Raw genomic sequence first — 22085 nt, 5'->3', positions numbered from 1 at the left:
TCAACGGATTATTCCAGGTACAATTCCCTCCCAGGTCCCCAGCGGCTTTGCAAAGGACCATCAGAAAGAGCTTTCAGGCGCACAAAATACCGCCTTCCGGGAATAAGACGCAAGGCTGCGGTGGTGTCAGACAGCGTTGCTTCCTTGATGATGTTGTTGAAACCGGGCTCTTCCGACAGCTGTAGGCGATAGTCAGTGGCTGTGTCCACCTTCTCCCAGAAGACCCTGACCTGGCTGTCGATGTAGTTCACACTGATGATTCGCACTGGGGGCAGGCTGCCATTGACCACAAGCTCTCGCGGCTCGGTGGTAGCGACGGAGTTGCCGCCTGCCTCGGTAACCACCCGCCAGTAGTATTTGCCGGGCCCCAGCGGGCGTGAAGGCAGCGCTGCAGTTTCCGGCGCCCATTCGCTGGTGGCGGTAACGTTCCGGAAATCCCGGTCCTCGGCAACTTCCACTCGAGCCACTTCATTGTCGCCGTTCAACTGCCAGCGAAACTCGGGCATATCATCGTTTACCGTGTCTCCATCGGCGGGAGACAAAAGGCTGGCGGTTCTTGCCTGAAGATCGACCTCCACCGGAATTACACGAGGCATGCCGGCGGTTCCGCGAGCATCCAGGGCCGCCAGGTGCACTTCATAGCTGCCGTTATCCAGCCGGCCGATATCAAAGCTGCTGCCAGTGAGTTTGCGGCTTTCCACCCAGCGGCCGGTGTCACTTTCGAAAATATCCACGCGATGCATGGGGGCACGGCTTTCCTGCCAGGTCATCGTAGCCGGCAGTTGGGTCAATTTTGGTGGAAGTGGGTCAAGGGCAGGCGCTGGTGGCAGGCGTCGAATGCTGAGGCCATCATTGCCCGCGGTGGACAGGCTGGCACCGAAGCCCGCAGGAATGCGGCGGGTCTTGCCGGGTGCTCCGAAGTCAACATTTCCCTCGGTTACCTGCAGGCGAGTACCCTCTGCGGATGTCTGAAGTGCAAATGCGGTCCCGCGCACAGCGGCGACGGCGGATGGCGTTTCAATCTCGAATCGGGCGCCGCCCTCCATCACTGGTTTTACGCGGGTGTGGATCTCGCCCCTGTCCAGTCGCAGCCGGGTATCCACCATGCCGGCTTTGCCATATTGGGTCAGGCGATTGAAGATCAGCCGTGAATTCGGAGAAATCCGGACTTCCGAGCCGTCTGCCAGTTCAATAGTGGCGGTTCCGGACGCTGATAGAATTTCGTCACCGACGCGGATCAGGGCATCTTCACTGAGCGGCGTTTTTCGACCCGAGTTTCCGGAAATCAGTTGTACAGTTCCGGTGACCGAGGTTGCCCGTGCAGGTTGTGGTTGGCGTTTCAACCAGGCAAGAGGAATGCGAACACTGTCGCCGGCACCGAGCGTGGCACCGTTTTCAATCTTGTTGTACTGCAAAAGGCGACTTGCTGGAAAGTTCGGCGCTAGAAGGTCGCTGGCCACTTCCGAAAAACTCTCGCCAGGCCGTAACGTGTAGATCCACTCAGGCACTGTGTTGGCGGGAGATGCGTCGGAATGGCCGGCAGAACCGCGAGTCACCGACAGCTCCGCAGCCGTGGGAGCGGCGCAAGCGAGCAGAGCGAGTATCAGCAGCAGTACGGGCAATCGCGGAGCCGGGCTTTCAGTCATTGGCGGCCCTGGCGGGTTCTTGATCATCAAACGCCTGATCCTGTGCCTTCATGGCCTCCAGGCGGTAACCGCGCTGGTAAATCGTCTTGATGCGGAAACCATTTTCGGGATTGAGCCCCAGGCGACGGCGAAGGCGGCTCATGTGTGTATCCACAGTGCGGGTATTGATGTCCCTGGCCAGCCCCCAGACACGCTCGAGCAGCATTTCCCGGGTTAGCAGACGCCCCTGGTTCTGGAACAGGAACAAGGTCAGGTCGAAATCCTTGTCGGTCAGCGTGAGCTCTTCACCATGAAGCGCAATGACTCGCTGCTGCGTATTGATTTCGAACGGGCCGTAGCGAAGCACCTCCTTCTCGCTGTCAGGATTGGACCGTCTCGCCAGGGCGTTGATGCGCGCGACCAGTTCCGCAGCCCGGGCGGGTTTTGCCAGGTAATCGTCGGCGCCGGCATCGAGGGCGCGAACGATGTCTGCCTCGCTGTCCCGTTGGGTGAGGAAGACCACGGGAATTGGCCAGTTGAGCTGGGCCCGGACGCTCTCTAGAACGTCGATACCAGTCATATCCGGAATCTGCCAGTCCAGAACAAGCAGGTCGTAGCTCCGATGCAGAACTGCGCTCAGGAAATTTTGGCCGGTAGGGAAGCTATCGCAGTGATGCCCGCGCTCAGACAGAATTGACTGGATGTGCTGTGCCTGTTCGGTTTCATCTTCAAGCAAAGCAATACGCATTAAGCCTCTCCCGGAGTGTTGCTCTCTTGCCTGTTATGGAGCAGAGCGCTTGACGGACTACTCTGCTATATCAACCAATTATCACAAAATGTGGATCTGCCTTCAGTATCGTTATGTAGACTTGCGTAAACGGACTGCAGGCTTTCCGTTGTCGTCGTCCAGTGTTTGTCGGCAGCCCGGGAAATTACTGCAGCCCCAGAACCAGCCTTTTTTGCCTTTTCGCCGCACCAGGGGCGAGAAACAATGGGGGCAGGGAATGGGTTTTTGGCCAGTACCATCCTGGGGTGCGTCTTCTTCCAGTGGTCGGGTACCCCGGCAATCGGGGTAGCGGGTGCAGGCGTAGAATCGGCCGAACTTGCCGTCCCGCTCCGTCATTGGGGCACGGCATTTGGGGCAATGGGGCCGGGCCTCGGCTGATTCTGTCCCGGCATGCTCGCAGTCCTGGGCGGGCTGGCCTTGGGGTTTGTCCAGAAAGGCGCGTATTTCATCTTTCAGGGTTTCCAGGAACTGCCTCGGGTCACCCTCTCCGCGGCGAATGCTTTCCAGATTGGCTTCCCATACTGCTGTGCGATCCGGTTTGCTGACCGATTTGGGCAGGGCGCCGATCAATGCTTTGGCTTTGTCCGTAGCCCGGATGTGTCGACTGTCACGGTATAGGTAATCCCGCTTGAAGAGGGTTTCGATGATGGAAGCCCGGGTTGCCTCGGTACCCAGGCCATCGGTTTCCCGCAGGGTTTTTCTGAGTTCGGTATCGGTGACAAACCGGGCGATGTTGGTCATCGCCGATAGCAGGGTCGCATCGGTAAAATGCTGCGGCGGCTGGGTCTTCCGTTCGGTGAGGCTGCTATCTTCACAGAATACCGGCTCGCCTTTTTCCAGCCTCGGCAAGGGCGTCTTGTCCGGCTCGTTGCGCCCTTCCCGGAGTTTCAGTTCCAGCGCTTTCCAGCCGGGCTCCAGGATGGCGGTTTCCGTGGCGCGGAATTCGTGCTCTGACACTCGAACCGTCAGTTTGCCTTCCCGGTGCACGGCATCAGGCGCGAATTGCATCAGGTAATGCCGGCTGATCAGGCCGTAGATTTTTTCTTCTGCTGCAGTGAGTTTGCCGTTGGGCGTGGGGCGGCTGGTTGGAATAATGGCATGGTGGGCGTCGACCTGTTTATCGTCCCACGCAGCCGTCCGGCGATCGAGATCTGCGCCGCTACAGGCCTCCTGAAGATCGGGTGCGACCCGGGCAATGGCCCTTACCACCTGTTCCCGCTGGCCGTAATGGCCCTCCGGTAGATACCGGCAATCAGATCGAGGGTAGGTGATGAGCTGGTGGCGCTCGTACAGGTTCTGGGCGGTATCCAAGACCTCTTTGGCGCCCATCCGGAACAGTCGGCCTGCTTCGATTTGCAGGGCCGATAGGGAAAACGGCAAAGGTGGCGCTTCGGACCGATCCCGAAAGCGGGATTCGGTGATTGTGCCGGGGCGGCTTCGGACACTGTCGGCAATCTGTTCAGCAATTTCCCGATTCAGCAGGCGATTTTCTTCATCCAGATAATCCTGGAACTGTTCGTTGGGCAACCAACGGGCGGTGAAGCTTCGCTGGTCGGCTTCCTCTTCCTGAGCCTTGAATCGGGCTTCAATCCGGTAATAGGGCTTAGGCTGGAAGTTTTCGATGGTGTTGTCACGCTCAACCACAAGGCCAAGTACCGGGGTTTGGACCCGGCCAACGGAATAGACGCCTTGCTCCCCTTGTTGCTGGTAACTGAGCGTGTAGAAGCGGGTCAGGTTGATACCATACAACCAGTCTGCCCGTTGCCGGGCGAGCGCTGAATGGGACAGTCGACGGAAATCGCGGTTGTCTTTGGGGCTCTGTATAGCGCGAGATACGGCCGCTGGGGTCAGATCGTTGATTAGAATGCGCTGCACCGGTGCTCTGGTGCCGAAATAGCGGATAACCTCGTCTACCAGCAGTTGGCCCTCACGGTCCGGGTCGCCGGCATGAATAATGATCTGGGCCTGTCTAATCAGGGATTCCAAAACCTTGAGTTGCTGGCGCACGCTGTCCTTGGGCATGACTTCCCATTTGTCGGGAAACATGGGCAGGTCTTCCTGGCGCCATTTTTTCCACGCCGGGTTGTAGCGCGCAGGCTCCGCCGGTTCCAGGAGGTGGCCAATGCACCAGCTTACCGTGGCAGCATTTTCGCCGTTGCCACAACGTATCCAGCCCTGGCCTTTCTGGTGAGGGCCGGGGAGGGCGGCGGCGATGGCGCGGCCCAGGCTTGGTTTTTCGGCGATGTAGAGGTGCATGGGGTTTGGGTGTTTTGGAATCGGGATGGGAATGTGGCGCTTTGGCTCTGTAGTGTCAAGGCTCTCGGGTGTGTGCTGTATGTGTAGTAGACTGGTTGGTGTAGGGGAGGCGGCTGTGGCGATGGCTTTCCCAAAAGACGCCGTGAACCCATCCCTGGGGGCTTGGCGTTGCCATCCATGGCAACGCACACTTTTGGGAAAGCCATCGCCACACCCGCTTCTGACAACGTGCCATTCGCCTCTCTAGTTCCAATGCGGAGGCAGGAGTATTGAAACATGAAGATCCAGAACGCAATTGAAACCAAGCTGAACGAGGCCTTCGAGGCCCGTGTGCTTCAGGTGGAGAACGAGAGCCACAAGCACAGTGTGCCGCCGAATTCTGAAACCCATTTCAAGGTGACCCTGGTGTCGCCGGAGTTTGAGGGGCAGATGAAGGTGCGGCGGCATCAGGCGATTTACAAGGTGCTCGCCGAAGAGTTGGCGGGTCCGGTTCATGCGTTGGCGTTGCATCTATACTCACCGGAAGAGTGGGAGGCGACCGGTCACACTGCGCCGGAGTCTCCGAATTGTATGGGTGGGTCCAAGAAGGATCCGGTGATGGCGGCGCGGACCGCTCAGGGAGAGGGTTCATGAGTCAGTTTTTCCAGATTCATCCGGAGACGCCGCAGAAGCGTCTGATCAATCAGGCGGTGGATATTCTGCGTCGTGGCGGGGTGATTGTGTATCCCACGGATTCCGCCTATGCCATCGGCTGCCACCTGGGCGATAAGCAGGCAGCGGATCGGATCAAGCGGATTCGCAGGCTGGACGACAAGCATAACTTCACCCTGGTATGCCGGGATCTGTCGGACATCGGGGTGTACGCGAAGGTGGATAATACCCAGTACCGGTTGCTGAAGAATTTCACGCCCGGCCCCTACACGTTCATTCTGGATGCCACCAGTGAAGTGCCCCGGCGGCTGCTGCATCCGAAACGCCGCTCGGTGGGCGTAAGGGTGCCGGATAATGCGATTGTTCAGGAGCTGCTGGGTGAACTTGGTGAGCCAATCATGAGCAGCACCCTGATCCTGCCCGGAGAAACCGATCCGATGACAGACCCCTATGACATCCGGGAAACCCTGGAGCATGAGCTGGATCTGATTATCGACGGTGGTTTTTGCGGTTTGGAAGCGACTACGGTGGTGGACTTTACTGGCGAGGCTCCGGTGGTTACCCGAGTTGGCAAGGGAGATCCAGCGCCGTTTGAGGTCTGATCTCCCTTCTAGATTATGCCCGGGCGTTCAAATTAAAGGCGTACGCCCGGCTATTTCCCGCAGCTTCCATTTGCTCAGCACTCACCGAGCGCCGCATGGTGTCGTAACGGTGTACCAGATCCTGCAGGCCATTGAACTGCTGGTTCTCGCTGATCAATGTGTCCAGTAACGGGTTGTTCACGCCGTAGGCCTGGTTCAACTTGAGCGCATTATCCATGAAATGCAGGGTCGGCTCGGTGACGCTCAGGCGATTGAACGCTTCCTTGAAGTTCTTGTTCACGTTCAGGTCTTTTTCAATCTGGGCACGGGTGTTGTCCGCAATTTTTCCCTCTACCACAACGCTGCCGTTTTCGTTTTTGCTCACGTTCAATGCAGTTGCGGGGTGTAAATTGTATTCGGCAAGTTTGTGCCGCAGTGTCTCGCGAATGAAGGCAAGATCCTGCCCCACCGTTTGCTTGTAGTTTGCCATTGCCAGCCGCCGCGCTTTCAGACGTGAGAGATCAGCCTCGCTGCTGTCAGAGGGCGTGAAACGGTCATCGCCAGATGTCGGTTCGGCTTCTACAGCTTTGGGCTGGGCCTTGCCAGTCGCGGCTTCCGGAGCTGTTGAGGGCGTCTGGCGCTTTTCCATGGCCTGCTGGAACTGGGTGCTTGCCCGGATCAGAGAGGTCAGTAGGGACATGGATGGGATTCCTCCTTCGGTGAACCGTAATGCGGTTTCCGAACAGTCTGCGTTGGACATAACGGATACTCGTTATCTAGCTCTGCAGCTTTCAGGCCAACTCCATCAAGTCCCTGCCTGAGGGCTCCCCTCTCTTGTTATGCAAATGACCTTTCCCGGATCTGATCTGGGTCAGGAAATAATTGACGCATATCTATAAAGTTTGGCGACAGTTAGTTGTCGCCATAAAACGTCAAAACAACTCTCAGGCCGCGCGGCCTTGGTGTCGGATTATCATGAAAAAACATTACTCCATCCGCTTCCTGCTACTTGCGGCCCTGGCGGCTGCCTTCTCGCTGATTCTCGTGTTTACCGTGCTCTACAGCGCCGACTCCCAGCGTGATCATCTCGAAGAGTTCAGCCACAAATATGTGGATGGGCTGGCGAAATCTTACTTCGATGGGCTGAACACCATGATGGTCACCGGCACCATCGGTAATCGGGATGTGCTACGGCAAAAGGTGATGGCATCCGAAGATGTGCTGGATGTGCGCGTGATTCGCAGTGATCATTTGAACCGCACCTTCGGGGCTGGCAATGCATCGGAGCAGATAAGAGAGCCTCTGGATGAGAAAGCGCTGGCGGGCGAGAGGGTGGAAGCCTATTCCAGCAATGAGGAGGGTCGCGTCTACACGCTGATCGAGCCGGTGATCGCTATGGAAAACTACCAGGGTGTGAACTGCCTGGGCTGTCACCAGGCCAAGGAGGGTGATGTTCTCGGTGCCATTCGGGTGGATTATTCCCTGGCGGACAGCGACGCCCGGTTGCAGCAACAACTTCTGACCAGTGGCGGCATCCAGGTGGCCATTTTTGCTGCAGTGTTCTTCATGACCGCAGCCGCCTTGAGCCGACTGGTGTTTTCCCGCCTTCGGCGACTCCACGACCGTATGGATGAGATTTCCAGCAATTCGGATCTGACCATTGAGCTTGAGGTTACCCGCAACGACGAAATCGGTTCCGTTTCCCGCGCCTTTAACCGGATGATGGCCAAGATCCGCGAGAGCATGAATACAGTAATGGACAACGCCGAACAGGTTGAGCAGGCGGCCAGAAGTATTGCTGGCAAGGCGGACACCACTGAGCGGGAAGTGCTCGCCCAACGTGACAACACCGATCAGGTGGCCAGCGCCACGACAGAGATGGCCGCGTCAGCGGTTCAGGTCCGGGAAAACGCCATCCACACGACTCGCAAATCCGCAGATACCGCGGAATCCGCCAGCAAGGGGGAAAGCCTTGCCCGCAATGCGGTTGAAGGAATTGAGGCATTGAACAGCGAGGTCCAGAGTGGCGCGCAGCGCATTGAGCAACTGGATCAACGGACAAGCCAGATGTCAGATATGCTGGAGGTGATTTCCAATATTGCCGACCAAACCAACCTGCTGGCGCTCAATGCCGCCATTGAGGCGGCGCGGGCCGGCGAGCAGGGGCGAGGTTTTTCGGTGGTGGCCGATGAGGTACGGGCGCTGGCCTCAAGAACCCAGGATTCAACGGAGGAAATCCGAAACACCATCAATGGACTCAAGGGCGAGGTCGTCGATTGTGTGGCCACCATGCGCCATGCCTCGGAAATGGCAGAGCTGCAGGTTTCAGCGATTCTGACCGTGGAGTCGGAGTTACAGACGATTGCCGCTGCCGTGCGCGAGATTACCGATCTCAATCAGGAAATGGAGAGCGCCGCCAACGAGCAGAGCGATGTCTCCGAGTCCATCAATCACAACGTGATTGAAATCAGCCGCTCAGCAGAGCAGACCTCCGGGGATGCCAAGGAGACGGCGAGGATCGCCGGTGACCTGCTGGCCATGGCGGAGAATTTGAGGAAGACCATCGAACAGTTCCGGCTGAATCAGGAGGGCCGTAAATAAAAAAGCGACCCGGGGCTGAAGAAAGGCTCAGCCCCGATGGTCGGAGACGAAAGGGTTGGTGGCTCGTTCCTGGCCAAATGTGGACATCGGACCGTGTCCGGGAATGAACGCAACCTCATCTCCGAGCGGGAACAGTTGTTCTTTGATTGAGCGGATCAGTGTTGCGTGGTCCCCCTTGGGAAAATCCGTGCGCCCGACGGAGCCATGGAACAGCACGTCACCGACCAGCGCCAGACCTGAGCCCCTGTGGTAGAAAACCACATGGCCAGGCGTGTGGCCCGGGCAATGAAGCACCTCCAGAGTCTGATCGCCCACAGTCACCTGCTCCCCATCTTCAAGCCAGCGATCCGGGGTGAATACTTCCGGTGCCGGAAACCCGAACATCTGTGCCTGCTGAGGCAGGCCGACAATCCAGAAATTGTCTTCCTTCTGCGGCCCCTCAATGGGAATACCCAGCGTTTTCGACAGCTCCGCGGTTCCGCCGGCATGGTCAATATGGGCATGTGTTAGCAGAATTTTCTCGACCTTCACACCTTCCTCATCCACGGCGGCGCGGATCTTTTCGAGATCTCCACCCGGGTCCACGACGGCCGCCCGGCGCGTCTTCTCGCACCAGATCAATGAGCAGTTCTGTTGGAAAGGTGTAACCGGGATGATTCTGTACTTCAGTGACATAGGTTTTCTCTAAAACAGGGGGATAGCTTCTTCGAATAGCTTACCACGCCAGCCAGATAACGTGGCGGGCACCCTTGCCCGGCCGCAGAGCCCTCACTGTGACCGCTTCAACAGAAAATCCGGCCCGGCGTAGCCTCTCGGTGAAGGCATGCTCCTGGCCGGCTGACCAGTAGGCGAGTATGCCGTCATGACGCAGGGCTTTCTGGGCGGCCGCAATGCCTTCCGGTGAGTAGATCCAGTCGTTTTCTTTGCGGGTCAGTCCTTCCGGACCGTTGTCGACATCGAGGAGGATGGCGTCCCACTCGCTGTCTGAATTTCTCAGTAATTCCGCCACATCGCCGATGTGTACCGGGGCTCTCGGATCATTCAGCGGGTTGCCCGCTGCAGAGCCTAGCGGCCCTCGATTCCAGGCTTCTACTTCGGGAACCAGCTCGGCAACCGTTACCTGCGCATTGTTTCCAAGGGCGGACAATGCTGCGGCCAGCGTGAACCCCATGCCCAGGCCGCCAATCAGCACTCGCGGAGCAGGTTGATCGGCAATGCGTTCGCACGCCAGGGTGGCCAGGGCATCCTCCGAGCCGTGGATGCGGCTGTTCATCAATTCGCCTGTGTTGCCAGCGATCTTGATAGAGAATTCTTCATTACGCTGCAACAGACGCAATTGCGTCCCTTTGCCTGGGATGGTCGCAGTGCCGATTTCGGTGAAGCGTGCCATTTGCGGTACCGGGGTGAAATATTGGCGGGCAGTGTAACCCGCTTCATATCCGGTGAATACAATGGGCTGGGTTCGAAATCGGAAACAAGCCTTTCGTCTGGCTTGTCTTTACCTCTATATTTGAAAAACTAACAAATGAAAGTCTCTGAGAAGGGCATCACGCATGGAGTTTTCCAGTCACTTCAAAGGCCTCGAACAGGACATCAAGGACCTCGTCATATCAAGCTTCACTGACTCGGAAGGCTCTGACGAAGGAGAGCTTATCGGTGAACTCGTCCTTAACCTGCTCAGCGATACAGCACCTGATGACATCCAGGTTTTTCTTGCCAGAGCAGGGGATGAGCTGGTTGGGGCGGCTGTTTTTACCCGGCTGACTTATCCAGATGATCACAGAGTGGTCTTTTTGCTATCGCCGATGGCGGTGGCCACCCGGTGGCAAGGCAAGGCTGTCGGTCAGCGCCTATTGACCCATGCCCTGGATTCACTCCGTGAAGAGGGCGTTGATGTGGCGATCACCTACGGCGATCCGGCGTTTTACGGCAAGGTCGGATTCAAACCTCTCTCCCAATCAATCGCCCGGCCACCTCTGCCATTGAGTCAGCCCGAGGGTTGGATCGGGCAGTCGCTCACAAAAGAGCCCCTGGCAGCACTGAGCGGGACATCAATTTGCGTGGCGGCGTTGAACGATCCGTCTTTCTGGTAGTGAGTTATTTGGTTTTCGATTCAACAGGACGGGATGGCAGGTTCTGATTCAGGTGAAGTGGTACCCCCGGCAGGACTCGAACCTGCTACCTTCCCCTTAGGAGGGGGACGCTCTATCCAGATGAGCTACGGGGGCATTATCGCGAGAAGGGCGCTATGATAGCGGGCTAAGCCAAGAGGCTCAAGGTGCGACCCGGTTTCGGTGATTGTCACGGAGTTTGTTTTGCCAGACCCTTTCTCGTTAAGTGTGATTGTTCCTGTATGGATGGAGGCGGCGGGTGTTACGGAAACACTGCGCGCCCTGCAAACGATTCGTGCACGGGGGCATGAGGTGGTTGTCGTTGATGGTGGCAGCACCGATCGAACCGTTGAGCTGGCCCGGCCGCTTTGCGACAGGGTGGTTGCCGCAAAGAAGGGACGGGCGCTTCAGATGAACGCCGGGGCAGCGGCGGCAAAAGGCGATCTTCTGTTGTTTCTGCACGCGGATACGCGCCTGCCGAACAACACTCTTGAGCACCTAGCACGTTTCGTCCAGTCGCGCCGCGCCTGGGGACGGTTCGATGTGCGGCTAAGCGGTGAGCGGCCGCTGTTCCGGGTTATTGCCTGGTTCATGAATCAGCGCTCCCGCCTGACGGGCATCTGCACGGGCGATCAGGCCATGTTTGTACGAGGGGATACTTTCGAGGCGCTGGACGGTTTTCAGCCTATGCCGCTGATGGAAGATGTGGAATTTTCCCGTCGTCTTTGCCTGGTGTCCCGTCCCTTCTGTATAAACGAACCTGTCGTTACCGATAGCCGCCGTTGGCAGAAACACGGTGCCTGGCGAACGATTCTTCTTATGTGGCAACTGCGCTGGCGTTACTGGCGTGGTGAATCGCCAGAGTCTCTGGCCCAAATCTATCGATCGGATGTGCGCAATGCCCCAAAGTAACTTTCCGTCGGCGGTCTTTCTGCAGTTTGCCAAATGGCCGGAGGCTGGCCGGGTAAAAACCCGTTTGATGCCGGAGTTAGGCGCTGTGGGCGCACTTGATGCCCACATCCGACTTACGCTGGCGGTGCTGGATAACCTGTGTGCGACCGGCTACCCGGTAGAGTTCTGGTGGGACCGACCGGCTGATGATCGGCCCGGCGAGGCCGAATCGATTGTTGAAGAACTGGAAGGTGCAGGTCTGCATCAGGGCGTCCAGCAGGGCAGGACGCTCGGGGAGCGTATGCACCGCGCCCTCAGTCAGTCACTTGGGGATTACGAGCGGGCCCTGATTGTTGGCAGTGATTGCCCGTCGGTGGACCCGGATTATGCCCGAAAGGCGGTTGCCTGTTTGGCGGATTATGACGTTGTGCTCGGACCGTCAGACGATGGCGGCTATGTGCTGATTGGGGCCTCCAGAGTGGCGGAGGGAATGCTCGACGACATTGCCTGGGGGACGCCCGAAGTTCTGACTCAAACCTGTGATCGACTGGAAGAGTCGGGGCTCAGCTATTGTTTGCTCGAGCCCCGCTGGGATGTTGACGAGCCCGAGGACTGGGCTCGTTTTCTGCGTACCTGCTAATGTTTTCAGCTGGCGGGTACCGGTGGCAGTTCCGTTAGCCTGCCCAAAGCCCGACTCGCCTCAAGGCCGTCTCCGCCGGTCACAACCTGCAGGCTCTGGTCTCGCTCCAGAACCGACTTCCGGAACGTTTCAAGCAGTGCCGCTTTACTCACGCCTCGCACCGCGTCGGCCAGTTGCTCACGGGAATCAAAGCTTTCCATGTCTCGATCAATCTCGCGCCAGTAGCGGCTGGAGATCTCGCCAAGTTGCCGGTCTTTCTCCAGCAGTTTGCTGATGACGGCCTGCTTTTCGCGTTCCAGACGCTCCGCTGTCAATGCTGACAAGGTCTCCTCGAAGCTGTTGGAAAACTCCTGAACGGCCTGGTCGATCTCTGCGCGCGTTGCCGACGGCGATTGCACTACAAACCCGAGGGCAGGCGTCTCCAGCATTTCGAAAGGCGTCGCGTATACGATATAGCCCAACTGGCGGTTGGTTCTTATTTCCTCATAGAACGGGCTGCTGATGATCTGGGCCAGCAGGCGGAATCGGGCCCGTTCCTCGAAGCTGGTGTTGTCGCCCTGCATGTAGAGTGTATAGCCGGTGTCCGGGTGGTCTACCTCAATGGAAACCATCGTTTCAGTGTCTGGCAAATGACGTACCTGACTGCGGTCTACCTCGGTCAATTCACTGTTGCCAAGAACAATCGCGTCGATCTGCCGCGCCAGGTTCAGGGCCGAGGCTTCCGTGAGGTTTCCATGGGCCAGCATGACCGGGTCCACCTGTGAGAGCAGGGCCTCCGAGAAGGAATTCAGTTCATCGAAGCTCACTTCCCGGGCAGCCTTGAGCTTGGCGTCAGTCGGCCAGGCACCCTCGATAAGGGACGTCTGTACGAACTCCGAGGTCTGTTCCACCGGGCGGTCCTTGGCCTTGTTCTGAAGGCCGTCAATCAGCTGTTGCCGGGCGATTTCAAAACGCTGCTCCGTTAGCTCTGGTGCAGCCACCTGAAGCAGTATCCGGTTCATCAGGGTATGGAGTTTATCGTTGTAACCGCCGACACGAACCGTGATACCCCTCAGATGAGGGTAAACGCTGTAATCCAGGCCCGCGAGGCTGGCAGAGTAAGCCCAGGCATTCAGATTAGTATTGATGGTGTCTACCAGCAGCTGGGTCAGAACGTAGCTGCGGGCCGAAGCCCGGGTGGCTGGCGTTCGCAGACCCACGAACACATTGGCTTTCGGGGTATCAAACCGGGTGTCCCGGGCAAACCAGACATCCATTCCTTCAAGTGCGCCGAGTCTTGTCGGCTGGTCCATCGTGCTTCCCGATACCATCGCCAGATCTTCCGGTACGAAGGGGTTTTCAGGGGGTAAACGCAGCTGGGCCGAGAGCTCTGGGAGGCTCCGAGCCGTGAGCGTTTCCGGGTTCAGGGCTTCCCGAGTCCAGGCAGCGTTGTACCAGTCGGTGCGATTCGGATTCTCCAGTTCAGGTTCTGGTGCCAGAACGAAGGCAAGCAGGTTTTCCGGTGTCAGTCTGTCCAGAATGTCGCGATACTGCTCCGGTGCAAAGCGCTCAACCAGCCAGGGAGCCCGCAGTACGTCTTCCGGCGGATAGTCCTGCAGGTAGCGAGAGAGACGCATCGCCTCATGCAGGGGGTTACCCTGCTCGCGGAACTGGAAGTCTATTCGTGCCAGGTTCTGCATCTCGAGGAAGCGCTGCTCGCTGATTCCTTTCTGGCGAACCTTTTCAATGTACTCGAACACCAACGGCAAAATGTCCTCATGGCGAGCTAGCCCCTCGGGTGTCAGGGAGATGCTGATCTCGAGGGTGGCGTTTTCACCGGTATCCATGCCCAGACCTGCGGAGAGGCTCTCGGCCAGACCGGCCTTTTTAAGCGCATCGAAAAGACTGCCTGGGCCCTCATGGCCAAGCAGGTTGGCCACGTAGCTGACGGGCTTAGTGCGGTAGTTTTCTTCCTGGGATGGAATCGGGAAGGTAAGCGACAGGCTGCGAACATCCTTGAGCGCTTCTGCTGTTACCTTGGCCGGGAGGTCCTCCGCCCGGTAAAGGCTGGCCACATGGCGTTTGGTTTCGAGGTTTCGGTTTTCGATGGCATCGAACCGGCCTCGCACCATGGATTCCAGTTCGTCCAGGGTTTGCGGCCCGTAAACCGCCAGGCTCATGATGTTCGAGGAGTAGTGCTGCTTCCAGAACTCGATCAGGTCAGGCCGGAGCGGGTTGTCTTCGGTGTTCTCCAGGGTGCTGAGGTTGCCCACCGCAAACTGGCTGAAGGCGTGGTCGGGATTACTGGCGGCTTTTTTTACGGAATAGAATCGGCGCCCATCGTCTTTTTGTTTGGCGCTGAATTCCGAGTGCACGGCGTTGCGTTCACGGTCCACCAGTTCGGCGGTAAACAGGGGTGCGGAAAACTGCTGCGCGAATCGGTCCAGGGCCGGTTCCAGAAATTCGGCCTGAACATCGAAGAAATAATTCGTGTCCTGGAATGCAGTGAAGGCATTGTGCTGGCCGCCATGGCTCTTGATGAACTGCTGGTATTCCCCTGGATCCGGATATTTCTCGGTTCCAAGGAACAGCATGTGCTCCAGGAAGTGGGAGAGTCCTTCCCGATCCGCCGGATCATCGCCACTACCGACGGCAACGTTCATCGAGGCAGCCGCTTTGTCGGCATCCTGATCCGAAACCAGAATCACCTTCAGGGCATTATCCAGTTCGATGAACCGGTACTGGTTATCGTCATTGGGGCTCTTCTCCGGAATCTGGGCTGCAAAAGCAAGGGTGCTGAACAGCACAAGTGTCAGCAGGGAAAACAGGCGTGATATCGGGTTCTGCATTGAGTTCTTCCTGACGGTGCGTGTGTTCATAGGTTCTCTGTGATTCGGAGAAGAGTTTCGTGTATCAGTGCATCGGCGCGCTGCGTGTGCTCTCTGGTTGCTGGTCCAATGTTTTACGAGCGAGATCCGCGGCTTTCTCACCGTCCAGCTGGCCAGAGGCGATACGCTCCAGAACCGTAGCCATGATGGCGACGGACTGTCGGTAATCGGCAAACTCGGCCTGGAAGGCATGATCAATGGCCTCGTAGACCGCCTGGATTTTCTCCTCGCGGGAACCTGCGTTTTCGGCGGTGTCGTTTATGGCCCTCAAACAGGCTCGGGCAATGGAAATGTATCGTTCTGCGTTGGGATTGTCTTTCTGCATGATTGGTGGTTCCGAAGATCGGTTTTCCTGTGAAAAGAAGAGATGCCAGAAGGCGCGATAAGTTCCCGATTATGTCATTGCTGGCGGGCGCTTTCATTGCTTTGCGGTAATCCGGAAATTGGGCATGCATGGGCCAATTCCTGTGCTAGTCTCAAAAGCATTGTGTCGGCGAACCGGACAGGCCCGTTGAGCGTGCGGGAGAAAATTTTTAGAGTAATAGCTCTATGCAAAACAAAGGCTTACAGAGTAAAAACTCTAAAAAAGTTCGATACATGAAGGTTGCAATTAAGTACAATGCCGGCGTTTCCGGAAAACTCTAAGACTTTAGTCGTATGAGCGCCGGCATGGATAGACAACAACAGAGCAACAGGCAGGGTGGAAGATCGATGAATTATTTCCTGACGGGTGGCACCGGATTTATTGGCCGTTTCCTCGTGGAGAAGCTTCTGGCACGTGGGGGTACTGTCCACGTTCTGGTGCGTGAACAATCCCAGGACAAGTTGGACAAATTGCGCGAGCGGTGGGGTGCGGATGAAACCCAGGTGAAGGCTGTCATAGGCGACCTGACCAGCAAAAATCTGGGTATTGACGCCAAGACACTGAAAGCCCTGAAAGGGAAAATCGACCACTTCTTTCACCTCGCCGCCGTGTACGACATGGGGGCCGACGAAGAAGCTCAGCAGGCGACCAACATCGAGGGCACTCGGGCTGCGGTGAGTGCTGCCGAGGCAATGGGCGCCAAACACTTCCATCACGTGTCTTCCATCGCGGCTGCCGGGCTGTTCAAGGGGATTTTCCGCGAAGACATGTTCGAGGAAGCCGAGAAGCTGGACCATCCTTACCTGCGCACCAAGCACGAATCTGAAAAGGTGGTTCGGGAGGAATGTAAGGTTCCCTTCCGCATTTACCGCCCGGGCATGGTAATTGGTCATTCTTCCACCGGCGAAATGGACAAGGTGGATGGCCCCTACTACTTCTTCAAGATGATTCAGAAAATTCGCCATGCGCTACCCCAGTGGGTGCCGACCATTGGTGTCGAAGGCGGGCGTCTGAACATTGTGCCGGTGGATTTCGTAGTTAACGCCATGGACCACATTGCCCACCTTGAGGGTGAAGACGGCAAGTGCTTCCACCTGGTGGACAGTGATCCGTACAAGGTTGGCGAAATCCTCAATATCTTTAGTGAGGCAGGGCACGCACCCAAGATGGGGATGCGGATTGATTCCAGAATGTTCGGCTTTATTCCGCCGTTCATTCGCCAGAGTCTGAAGAATCTTCCGCCCGTGAAGCGGCTGACCTCGGCAATCCTCGACGACATGGGCATTCCGCCCTCCGTGATGTCATTCATCAATTACCCGACCCGGTTCGACGCCCGTGAAACCGAGCGCGTTTTGAAAGGCACCGGTATTGAAGTGCCCCGGCTGCCGGACTACGCGCCGGTGATCTGGGACTACTGGGAGCGCAATCTGGACCCGGACCTGTTCAAGGACCGCACGCTCAAGGGCACGGTTGAAGGTCGCGTGTGCGTAGTGACAGGTGCAACGTCCGGTATCGGTCTGGCCACGGCGCAAAAACTGGCAGACGCTGGCGCCATCCTGGTGATCGGCGCCCGGAAACTGGAGCGTCTGAAGGAAGTGACCGCGGAGCTGGAGTCTCGCGGAGCGAGCGTGCACGCCTATCCGTGCGATTTCTCCGACATGGACGCGTGCGATGAGTTTGTGAAGACCGTTCTGGATAACCACGGCCACGTGGATGTGCTGGTCAACAATGCCGGGCGTTCCATTCGCCGGTCACTGGACCTGTCGTTCGATCGATTCCACGATTTCGAGCGCACCATGCAGCTGAACTACTTCGGTTCCGTGCGCCTGATCATGGGCTTTGCGCCGAAGATGCTGGAGAACCGCCGAGGGCACGTAGTGAACATCTCGTCTATCGGGGTGTTGACCAACGCGCCCCGATTCTCGGCCTATGTGGCGTCCAAGTCTGCCCTGGATGCATTCAGCCGTTGTGCTGCTGCGGAGTGGTCAGATCGCAACGTGACCTTCACCACCATCAACATGCCGTTGGTGAAGACCCCGATGATTGCGCCGACCAAAATCTACGATTCGGTGCCTACCCTGACGCCGGACGAGGCCGCAGGCATGGTCGCTGACGCGATTGTTTATCGACCGAAACGCATCGCGACTCGTCTCGGGATTTTTGCCCAGGTGCTGCATGCCCTGGCACCCAAGATGGGCGAGATTGTCATGAACACCGGTTACCGGATGTTCCCGGATTCACCTGCCGCCGCCGGCAGTCGATCCGGCGAGAAGCCGAAGGTGTCCACAGAGCAGGTGGCTTTCGCCGCCATCATGCGGGGCATCTACTGGTAACGTGGTAGCGCCTGAATCGAGTGGGAGGGGAGTTACTTCCCCTCCCATTTCAATTGGTTAAACAAGATTCGCCTCTTTTTTGAGTTGTTCTGGGCTAAAGAAAACCTGCCGATAGCCGATGGTTAACATAAGAACAATATAAAAGAAGGGCTATTGATGACTCTCAAGAAACGTCTTTTGCTGACCTTGCTGCTGGTTGGCCTGCTTCCCGTCATTGCCATCTCGTTTTTTAACGCCGAAATTGCCCGACAGAGCCTGACGGAACAGGCGTTGCAACAACTCTCTATTGCGGCTACCAACAAGCAGCATAGTGTTGAAGATTATCTCAGCACTATTGCCCGGCAGTTGAAAGCCATGGCCAATAATCGCGGGACCCGAACGGCGGCCCAGGGGTTTGGTTTGGCATTTCAGAATTACGAAAAACTGGTACAAGAGGAGCAGTCGACCTTACGGGAAAACGTCGAGGCTTATTATCAGCAGAATTTCTTGCCACCCTTACAGCAAAATGGTGGTGCTAAGGGACGTTCAGCCTCGGATTTCGTTGCATCCCTCAGCAAAAACAGCCTGGCTCTGCAGATGGGTTACATCGTGGACAACCCGAATCCTGTGGGGCAGAAAGACGAATTGGTATCGGCCGACGTCCATATCGCGCAGTTTTATAACACCCTTCACAAACAGTGGCACACCTCCTTCAAGGAGTTTCAGGAGGCGTTCGGCTACTACGATATTTATCTCATTGATGCCGATACAGGCCATGTTATCTATTCCGTAGCCAAAGAGGTTGATTTTGCTACCTCCCTGAAAGACGGTCCCTACGCGGATTCCGGCCTTGCGGCAGCTTATCGTCAGGCGCTGTCTGACGGACAGTATACTGCTCCGACTTTTGTTGATTTTACTCGGTATGTACCGTCCTACGGTGCGCCCGCCGGATTTGTGGCAACCCCCATATATTCCGAAAAGGATGAGCGGCTGGCCGTGCTGGCCTTCCAGTTCCCCATCGACAGCCTGAACAACATCATGATGGAGCGAGATGGCATGGGCGAAACCGGGGATGCCTATCTGGTGGGCCCGGATAACCTGATGCGGTCAGACTCATACCTGGATCCGGAAAACCGCAGCGTTGTCGCTTCCTTTGCCGACGCGGAGAATGGGCGCATAAGTTCGACATCGGTGGATGAAGCTCTGGCTGGGAATTCCGGTGAAGGCGTGGTTACGTCCTACCGGGGCGAACCAGTGTTTTCCGCCCACAGGCCAGTTGCTGTAGGCGGGTTGAACTGGGCGCTGGTGGCGGAGATCAGCGAAGACGAGGCCTTGGCGCCCGTGCGTGAAATGTGGACGCTGGCCGCGATAGCCATTGCTATTGTGATCCTGGCTGTAGTGGCCGTGGCGGTCTGGACCGCAGTGCGGATCATGAAACCCCTCGGCAGAGACCCGGCCGAATTGCAGGCACTGGCGGAGCAGGTGGCTGCGGGTAATCTGGTCATCGATTCGTCCGAAAGTGACAGGGCAACGGGTGTTTACGGCTCCATGCTCAAAATGGTGTCGGACCTGAAAGAAGTGATCTTCAGGGTCGAGGAGGCTTCCCAGCGCCAGGCCAGTGCATCTGAACAATTGTCGGGTACTTCCTCACATACTCTGGAGAGTGTGAATCAGCAGGCAGAGCAGACTGAGCAGGTGGCGTCGGCCATTGAGGAAATGTCCTCCGCCATCAACGAAGTGTCCCAGAACACCGCGGAATCGTCAGCCAGCGCCAAGCGCACTCATGAGGCGGTCAGCCGCAGCGCAGCCGAGGTGGAATCCTCCGCTGAGGACACCCGTGCTATGGCCAGGGAACTGGAGGAAGCTGAGGCCGGCATAGAGGACTTGCGAAAGAATATGGAATCCATCACCAGGGTTCTGGATTCGATAAAGTCCATCGCCGACCAGACCAATTTGTTGGCTCTGAATGCCGCTATTGAAGCGGCCCGGGCCGGTGAACAGGGCCGGGGCTTCGCGGTGGTTGCGGATGAGGTGCGCAGCCTGGCCCAGAATAGCCAGAAGGCGACCGAGGAGATCAGTAGTTCCATCGAAACTCTGGTGAATTCGTCGGAGCGTGCTTCACAGGTGGTTACCCGCTGCAGCGTCCAGGCCAGCGGTATTTCCGAGCGGACAGGAGCCGTTGTATTACAGCTTCGCGAGGCAGTGGAGGAGGTCACCCGGATGTCCGGTATGGCGGAGCAGATTGCGACTGCATCCGAAGAGCAATCAGCCACAGCCGAAGAAGTAACGCGCAACGTATCTACAATTGCAGAAAAGTCCGTTGAGACCAAACAGGCCATGGCCCAGATATCAGAAGCCAGTGGTGACCTGGCCGAGTTGTCTCATCAGCTCAAGGATTCGCTGTCCCGGTTTAAAGTCAGCTGAGTACCAGAAGGCGTTGAAATCTTAGGCCATGCTCGGCACACAAATAAAAACCCGCTACGGCGGGTTTTTTTAATGGCGGTTACTCGGTCTCTTCGGGGATCACAGGAGGTGGAAAGCCGCCCAGCTCTTTCCATCGATTCACAATGCCGCAGAACAGGTCCGCAGTCTTTTCCGCATCATAGGCTGCGGAGTGGGCTTCCTTATTGCTGAACGGAATGCCCGCGATCTTACAAGCCTGGGCCAGAACCGTATGGCCGTACGCCAGGCCGGCCAGAGTGGCGGTATCGAAAGTGGAAAAGGGATGAAATGGATTGCGCCGGATATCTGCTCGCAGTGCGGCCGCAAAGATGAAATTGTGGTCAAAAGTGGCGTTATGTCCCACCAGAACGGCCCGCTTGCAGTCGTGGTTTTTCACTGCCTTGCGAATCGGGCTGAAGATTTCACTGAGACCTTCCCGCTCGGGAACCGCTTCACGCTCTGGATTCCACGGATCGATGCCGGTGAAATCCAGGGCGGATTGCTCCAGATTGGCGCCTTCAAAGGGATCAATCTGTTGTACGTGGGTCTCCGCTCGCCGCACCCAGCCGTCGTCGTCCATGGTCAGTATTACCGCCGCCACCTCCAGCAGGGCATCCCGCTCGGGATTGAATCCTGCGGTTTCCACGTCGACGACAACGGGTAGAAATCCGCGGAAGCGGAGGGACATGGGATGCGGTGGTTTGTTTTCGTCAGTCACTCAAGCTCCGGTCTTGGCCGTGTGTGAGAAGGAATAGATCAGGTTTACGCCAGTCGCCAGTGAACGGTTTCACCGGCCTTCAGGGGCACGATGGTTCCGTCAGCCAATGGCAGCTCCGCCGGCATGGTCCAGGGTTTGCGAACCAGGGTAATGGTATCGGTGTTGCGCGGCAGGCCGTAGAAGTCAGGGCCGTTGAAGCTGGCGAATGCCTCAAGCTTGTCCAGAATGCCAAGCTCTTCAAAAATATCCGCATACAGGCCGATGGCGCCATAGGCTGAGTAACAGCCGGCACAGCCGCAGGCAGCCTCCTTGCGATCCTTGGCATGAGGAGCAGAATCCGTGCCCAGGAAAAAGCGTTTGTCGCCGCTGGCTACTGCGTCCCGCAACGCCTTCTGATGGCGGTTGCGCTTCAGAATTGGCAGGCAATAAAGGTGCGGTCGAATGCCGCCGACCAGCATATGGTTGCGGTTATACATCAAATGCTGGGGCGTCAGCGTCGCGGCAAGGTTGTCGCCGGTATGCTGCTGGACAAACTCGGCGGAATCGGCCGTCGTAATATGTTCCAGCACAACCTTGAGATTCGGGAAAGCCTCCAGGGTGGGGGCCAGGACCCGCTCGAGAAACACCTTTTCACGGTCAAAGATATCGATATCGGCGTCGGTTACTTCACCATGAACCAGAAGAAGCATGCCGCAGTCTGCCATTGCTTCCAGCACGGGATAGATGTTCCGTATATCCTTCACTCCGGAGTCGGAGTTCGTTGTCGCGCCCGCCGGGTAAAGCTTGGCGGCCACAACACCGGCGGCTTTGGCCTCGCGGATGGTTTCCGGTGTCATGCTCTCGGTCAGGTACAGGGTCATCAACGGCTCGAAGGCGGTGCCTTTGGCAGCCGCGAGAATCCGCTCCCGATAGGCTGCGGCATCAGCGGCGGTTGTGACCGGTGGCACCAGGTTAGGCATGATGATGGCGCGGCCGAAGCAGGCCGCTGTGGCCGGTACCACGTCGCTAAGAATGTCACCATCCCGAACGTGAAGGTGCCAGTCGTCGGGCCGGGTAAGAGTAAGCTTTTCTGTCATGGCAGTTGTCCGCAATACCTTATGCGAGGCGTGCTGTGGGGCCCTGGAGGATAGAGCCCCGAAAAATTTGGCGAATTATACCAGAAGGCGCGGGTGATTGTTTTCCGCCCGGAGCTAAAGAAAGGCAGACGCGGGCCGTTAAGCAATCAGAATCTGTTAACTA

Annotated in this window: 18 protein-coding genes and 1 tRNA gene; 8 read left to right on the top strand and 11 right to left on the bottom strand. The window is 57.3% G+C overall.

Going from position 1 to position 22085, the window contains the following annotated elements; all coding sequences use genetic code 11:
- Positions 1-8 precede the first annotated feature (8 nt).
- The 3 genes from ABNF92_RS03450 to ABNF92_RS03440 form a co-directional block, all read right to left on the bottom strand.
- Positions 9-1646 carry a FecR domain-containing protein gene (locus tag ABNF92_RS03450; RefSeq protein WP_349343441.1) on the bottom strand — a complete coding sequence of 546 codons (1638 nt, stop codon included), beginning with the start codon at positions 1644-1646 and terminating at the stop codon, positions 9-11.
- Positions 1639-2373 (bottom strand): response regulator transcription factor, encoded by a 735-nt coding sequence (locus ABNF92_RS03445; RefSeq protein ID WP_136629456.1) that lies wholly within the window; start codon positions 2371-2373, stop codon positions 1639-1641. Before ABNF92_RS03445 ends, ABNF92_RS03450 begins: the two co-directional genes overlap by 8 nt.
- Before the next feature lie 111 nt (positions 2374-2484).
- Entirely contained in the window at positions 2485-4668 is a 2184-nt protein-coding gene (locus ABNF92_RS03440) for a DNA topoisomerase III (protein ID WP_349343440.1), read from the bottom strand.
- A 276-nt stretch (positions 4669-4944) separates the two neighbouring features.
- Here ABNF92_RS03440 and ABNF92_RS03435 point away from each other — a divergent pair, with 276 nt between their 5' ends.
- Together ABNF92_RS03435 and ABNF92_RS03430 are read left to right on the top strand one after the other, a co-directional pair.
- Positions 4945-5301, top strand: coding sequence for a BolA/IbaG family iron-sulfur metabolism protein (locus ABNF92_RS03435; RefSeq protein ID WP_069184875.1), 357 nt, complete (start codon positions 4945-4947; stop codon positions 5299-5301).
- On the top strand, positions 5298-5921 hold the full coding sequence (locus ABNF92_RS03430) for an L-threonylcarbamoyladenylate synthase (protein WP_349343439.1): 624 nt from the start codon (positions 5298-5300) through the stop codon (positions 5919-5921). Before ABNF92_RS03435 ends, ABNF92_RS03430 begins: the two co-directional genes overlap by 4 nt.
- A 13-nt stretch (positions 5922-5934) precedes the next feature.
- Here the strand turns inward: ABNF92_RS03430 and ABNF92_RS03425 are convergent, their stop codons facing one another.
- Positions 5935-6600 (bottom strand): hypothetical protein, encoded by a 666-nt coding sequence (locus ABNF92_RS03425; protein ID WP_349343438.1) that lies wholly within the window; start codon positions 6598-6600, stop codon positions 5935-5937.
- Between the two features lie 275 nt (positions 6601-6875).
- Between ABNF92_RS03425 and ABNF92_RS03420 the strand changes: the two genes are divergently transcribed.
- On the top strand, positions 6876-8501 hold the full coding sequence (locus ABNF92_RS03420; RefSeq protein ID WP_349343437.1) for a methyl-accepting chemotaxis protein: 1626 nt from the start codon (positions 6876-6878) through the stop codon (positions 8499-8501).
- A gap of 27 nt (positions 8502-8528) precedes the next feature.
- On the opposite strand, the gene ABNF92_RS03415 is transcribed toward ABNF92_RS03420, so the two are convergent.
- Together ABNF92_RS03415 and ABNF92_RS03410 are read right to left on the bottom strand one after the other, a co-directional pair.
- Positions 8529-9176, bottom strand: coding sequence for an MBL fold metallo-hydrolase (locus ABNF92_RS03415; protein ID WP_349343436.1), 648 nt, complete (start codon positions 9174-9176; stop codon positions 8529-8531).
- 40 nt (positions 9177-9216) lie between these two features.
- Positions 9217-9891, bottom strand: a complete 675-nt coding sequence (locus tag ABNF92_RS03410; protein ID WP_349343435.1) for a hypothetical protein — start codon at positions 9889-9891, stop codon at positions 9217-9219.
- A gap of 163 nt (positions 9892-10054) precedes the next feature.
- On the opposite strand from ABNF92_RS03410, the gene ABNF92_RS03405 reads away from it, so the two are divergent.
- On the top strand, positions 10055-10594 hold the full coding sequence (locus ABNF92_RS03405; protein ID WP_349343434.1) for an N-acetyltransferase: 540 nt from the start codon (positions 10055-10057) through the stop codon (positions 10592-10594).
- A 58-nt stretch (positions 10595-10652) separates the two neighbouring features.
- Here the strand turns inward: ABNF92_RS03405 and ABNF92_RS03400 are convergent.
- A tRNA-Arg gene (locus tag ABNF92_RS03400) sits at positions 10653-10729 on the bottom strand.
- A gap of 87 nt (positions 10730-10816) precedes the next feature.
- On the opposite strand from ABNF92_RS03400, the gene ABNF92_RS03395 reads away from it, so the two are divergent.
- A complete protein-coding gene (locus ABNF92_RS03395) occupies positions 10817-11524 on the top strand; it encodes a TIGR04283 family arsenosugar biosynthesis glycosyltransferase (RefSeq protein WP_349343433.1) in 708 nt (235 codons plus the stop codon).
- Positions 11511-12143 carry a TIGR04282 family arsenosugar biosynthesis glycosyltransferase gene (locus tag ABNF92_RS03390; RefSeq protein ID WP_069184868.1) on the top strand — a complete coding sequence of 211 codons (633 nt, stop codon included), beginning with the start codon at positions 11511-11513 and terminating at the stop codon, positions 12141-12143. The genes ABNF92_RS03395 and ABNF92_RS03390 overlap by 14 nt, the downstream gene beginning before the upstream one ends.
- A gap of 5 nt (positions 12144-12148) precedes the next feature.
- Here the strand turns inward: ABNF92_RS03390 and ABNF92_RS03385 are convergent, their stop codons facing one another.
- Together ABNF92_RS03385 and ABNF92_RS03380 are read right to left on the bottom strand one after the other, a co-directional pair.
- On the bottom strand, positions 12149-14971 hold the full coding sequence (locus ABNF92_RS03385; protein WP_349343432.1) for an insulinase family protein: 2823 nt from the start codon (positions 14969-14971) through the stop codon (positions 12149-12151).
- A 64-nt stretch (positions 14972-15035) separates the two neighbouring features.
- Positions 15036-15335, bottom strand: a complete 300-nt coding sequence (locus ABNF92_RS03380) for a hypothetical protein (protein WP_349343431.1) — start codon at positions 15333-15335, stop codon at positions 15036-15038.
- A 386-nt stretch (positions 15336-15721) separates the two neighbouring features.
- Here ABNF92_RS03380 and ABNF92_RS03375 point away from each other — a divergent pair, with 386 nt between their 5' ends.
- Both ABNF92_RS03375 and ABNF92_RS03370 read left to right on the top strand, forming a co-directional pair.
- Positions 15722-17707, top strand: coding sequence for an SDR family oxidoreductase (locus ABNF92_RS03375; protein ID WP_291907971.1), 1986 nt, complete (start codon positions 15722-15724; stop codon positions 17705-17707).
- A gap of 156 nt (positions 17708-17863) precedes the next feature.
- Positions 17864-20110: a methyl-accepting chemotaxis protein gene (locus tag ABNF92_RS03370; protein ID WP_349343430.1), complete on the top strand. Its 2247-nt coding sequence runs from the start codon at positions 17864-17866 to the stop codon at positions 20108-20110.
- A 79-nt stretch (positions 20111-20189) separates the two neighbouring features.
- On the opposite strand, the gene rnt is transcribed toward ABNF92_RS03370, so the two are convergent.
- Entirely contained in the window at positions 20190-20846 is a 657-nt protein-coding gene (gene rnt / locus ABNF92_RS03365) for a ribonuclease T (protein WP_349343429.1), read from the bottom strand.
- A gap of 44 nt (positions 20847-20890) precedes the next feature.
- Complete coding sequence (gene pyrC, locus ABNF92_RS03360) at positions 20891-21922, bottom strand: dihydroorotase (protein ID WP_349343428.1); 1032 nt, start codon at positions 21920-21922, stop codon at positions 20891-20893.
- Between the last annotated feature and the right edge of the window lie 163 nt (positions 21923-22085).

It is taken from the genome of Marinobacter sp. MMG032 (assembly GCF_040112695.1).
Classification (GTDB): domain Bacteria; phylum Pseudomonadota; class Gammaproteobacteria; order Pseudomonadales; family Oleiphilaceae; genus Marinobacter; species Marinobacter salsuginis.
The sequence above is the reverse complement of the archived record's forward strand: the minus strand, read 5'-3'. Positions and strand labels throughout refer to the sequence as shown.

What these genes read in the sequence shown, in the direction of transcription:
- ABNF92_RS03445 (WP_136629456.1), bottom strand. Translation starts at nt 2,373, where the DNA reads ATGCGTATTGCTTTGCTTGAAGATGAAACCGAACAGGCACAGCACATC.
- ABNF92_RS03390 (WP_069184868.1), top strand. Translation starts at nt 11,511, where the DNA reads ATGCCCCAAAGTAACTTTCCGTCGGCGGTCTTTCTGCAGTTTGCCAAA.
- ABNF92_RS03440 (WP_349343440.1), bottom strand. Translation starts at nt 4,668, where the DNA reads ATGCACCTCTACATCGCCGAAAAACCAAGCCTGGGCCGCGCCATCGCC.
- ABNF92_RS03385 (WP_349343432.1), bottom strand. Translation starts at nt 14,971, where the DNA reads ATGCAGAACCCGATATCACGCCTGTTTTCCCTGCTGACACTTGTGCTG.
- ABNF92_RS03370 (WP_349343430.1), top strand. Translation starts at nt 17,864, where the DNA reads ATGACTCTCAAGAAACGTCTTTTGCTGACCTTGCTGCTGGTTGGCCTG.
- ABNF92_RS03450 (WP_349343441.1), bottom strand. Translation starts at nt 1,646, where the DNA reads ATGACTGAAAGCCCGGCTCCGCGATTGCCCGTACTGCTGCTGATACTC.
- pyrC (WP_349343428.1), bottom strand. Translation starts at nt 21,922, where the DNA reads ATGACAGAAAAGCTTACTCTTACCCGGCCCGACGACTGGCACCTTCAC.
- ABNF92_RS03375 (WP_291907971.1), top strand. Translation starts at nt 15,722, where the DNA reads ATGAATTATTTCCTGACGGGTGGCACCGGATTTATTGGCCGTTTCCTC.
- ABNF92_RS03425 (WP_349343438.1), bottom strand. Translation starts at nt 6,600, where the DNA reads ATGTCCCTACTGACCTCTCTGATCCGGGCAAGCACCCAGTTCCAGCAG.
- ABNF92_RS03415 (WP_349343436.1), bottom strand. Translation starts at nt 9,176, where the DNA reads ATGTCACTGAAGTACAGAATCATCCCGGTTACACCTTTCCAACAGAAC.
- ABNF92_RS03380 (WP_349343431.1), bottom strand. Translation starts at nt 15,335, where the DNA reads ATGCAGAAAGACAATCCCAACGCAGAACGATACATTTCCATTGCCCGA.
- ABNF92_RS03435 (WP_069184875.1), top strand. Translation starts at nt 4,945, where the DNA reads ATGAAGATCCAGAACGCAATTGAAACCAAGCTGAACGAGGCCTTCGAG.
- ABNF92_RS03410 (WP_349343435.1), bottom strand. Translation starts at nt 9,891, where the DNA reads ATGGCACGCTTCACCGAAATCGGCACTGCGACCATCCCAGGCAAAGGG.
- ABNF92_RS03430 (WP_349343439.1), top strand. Translation starts at nt 5,298, where the DNA reads ATGAGTCAGTTTTTCCAGATTCATCCGGAGACGCCGCAGAAGCGTCTG.
- ABNF92_RS03405 (WP_349343434.1), top strand. Translation starts at nt 10,055, where the DNA reads ATGGAGTTTTCCAGTCACTTCAAAGGCCTCGAACAGGACATCAAGGAC.
- ABNF92_RS03420 (WP_349343437.1), top strand. Translation starts at nt 6,876, where the DNA reads ATGAAAAAACATTACTCCATCCGCTTCCTGCTACTTGCGGCCCTGGCG.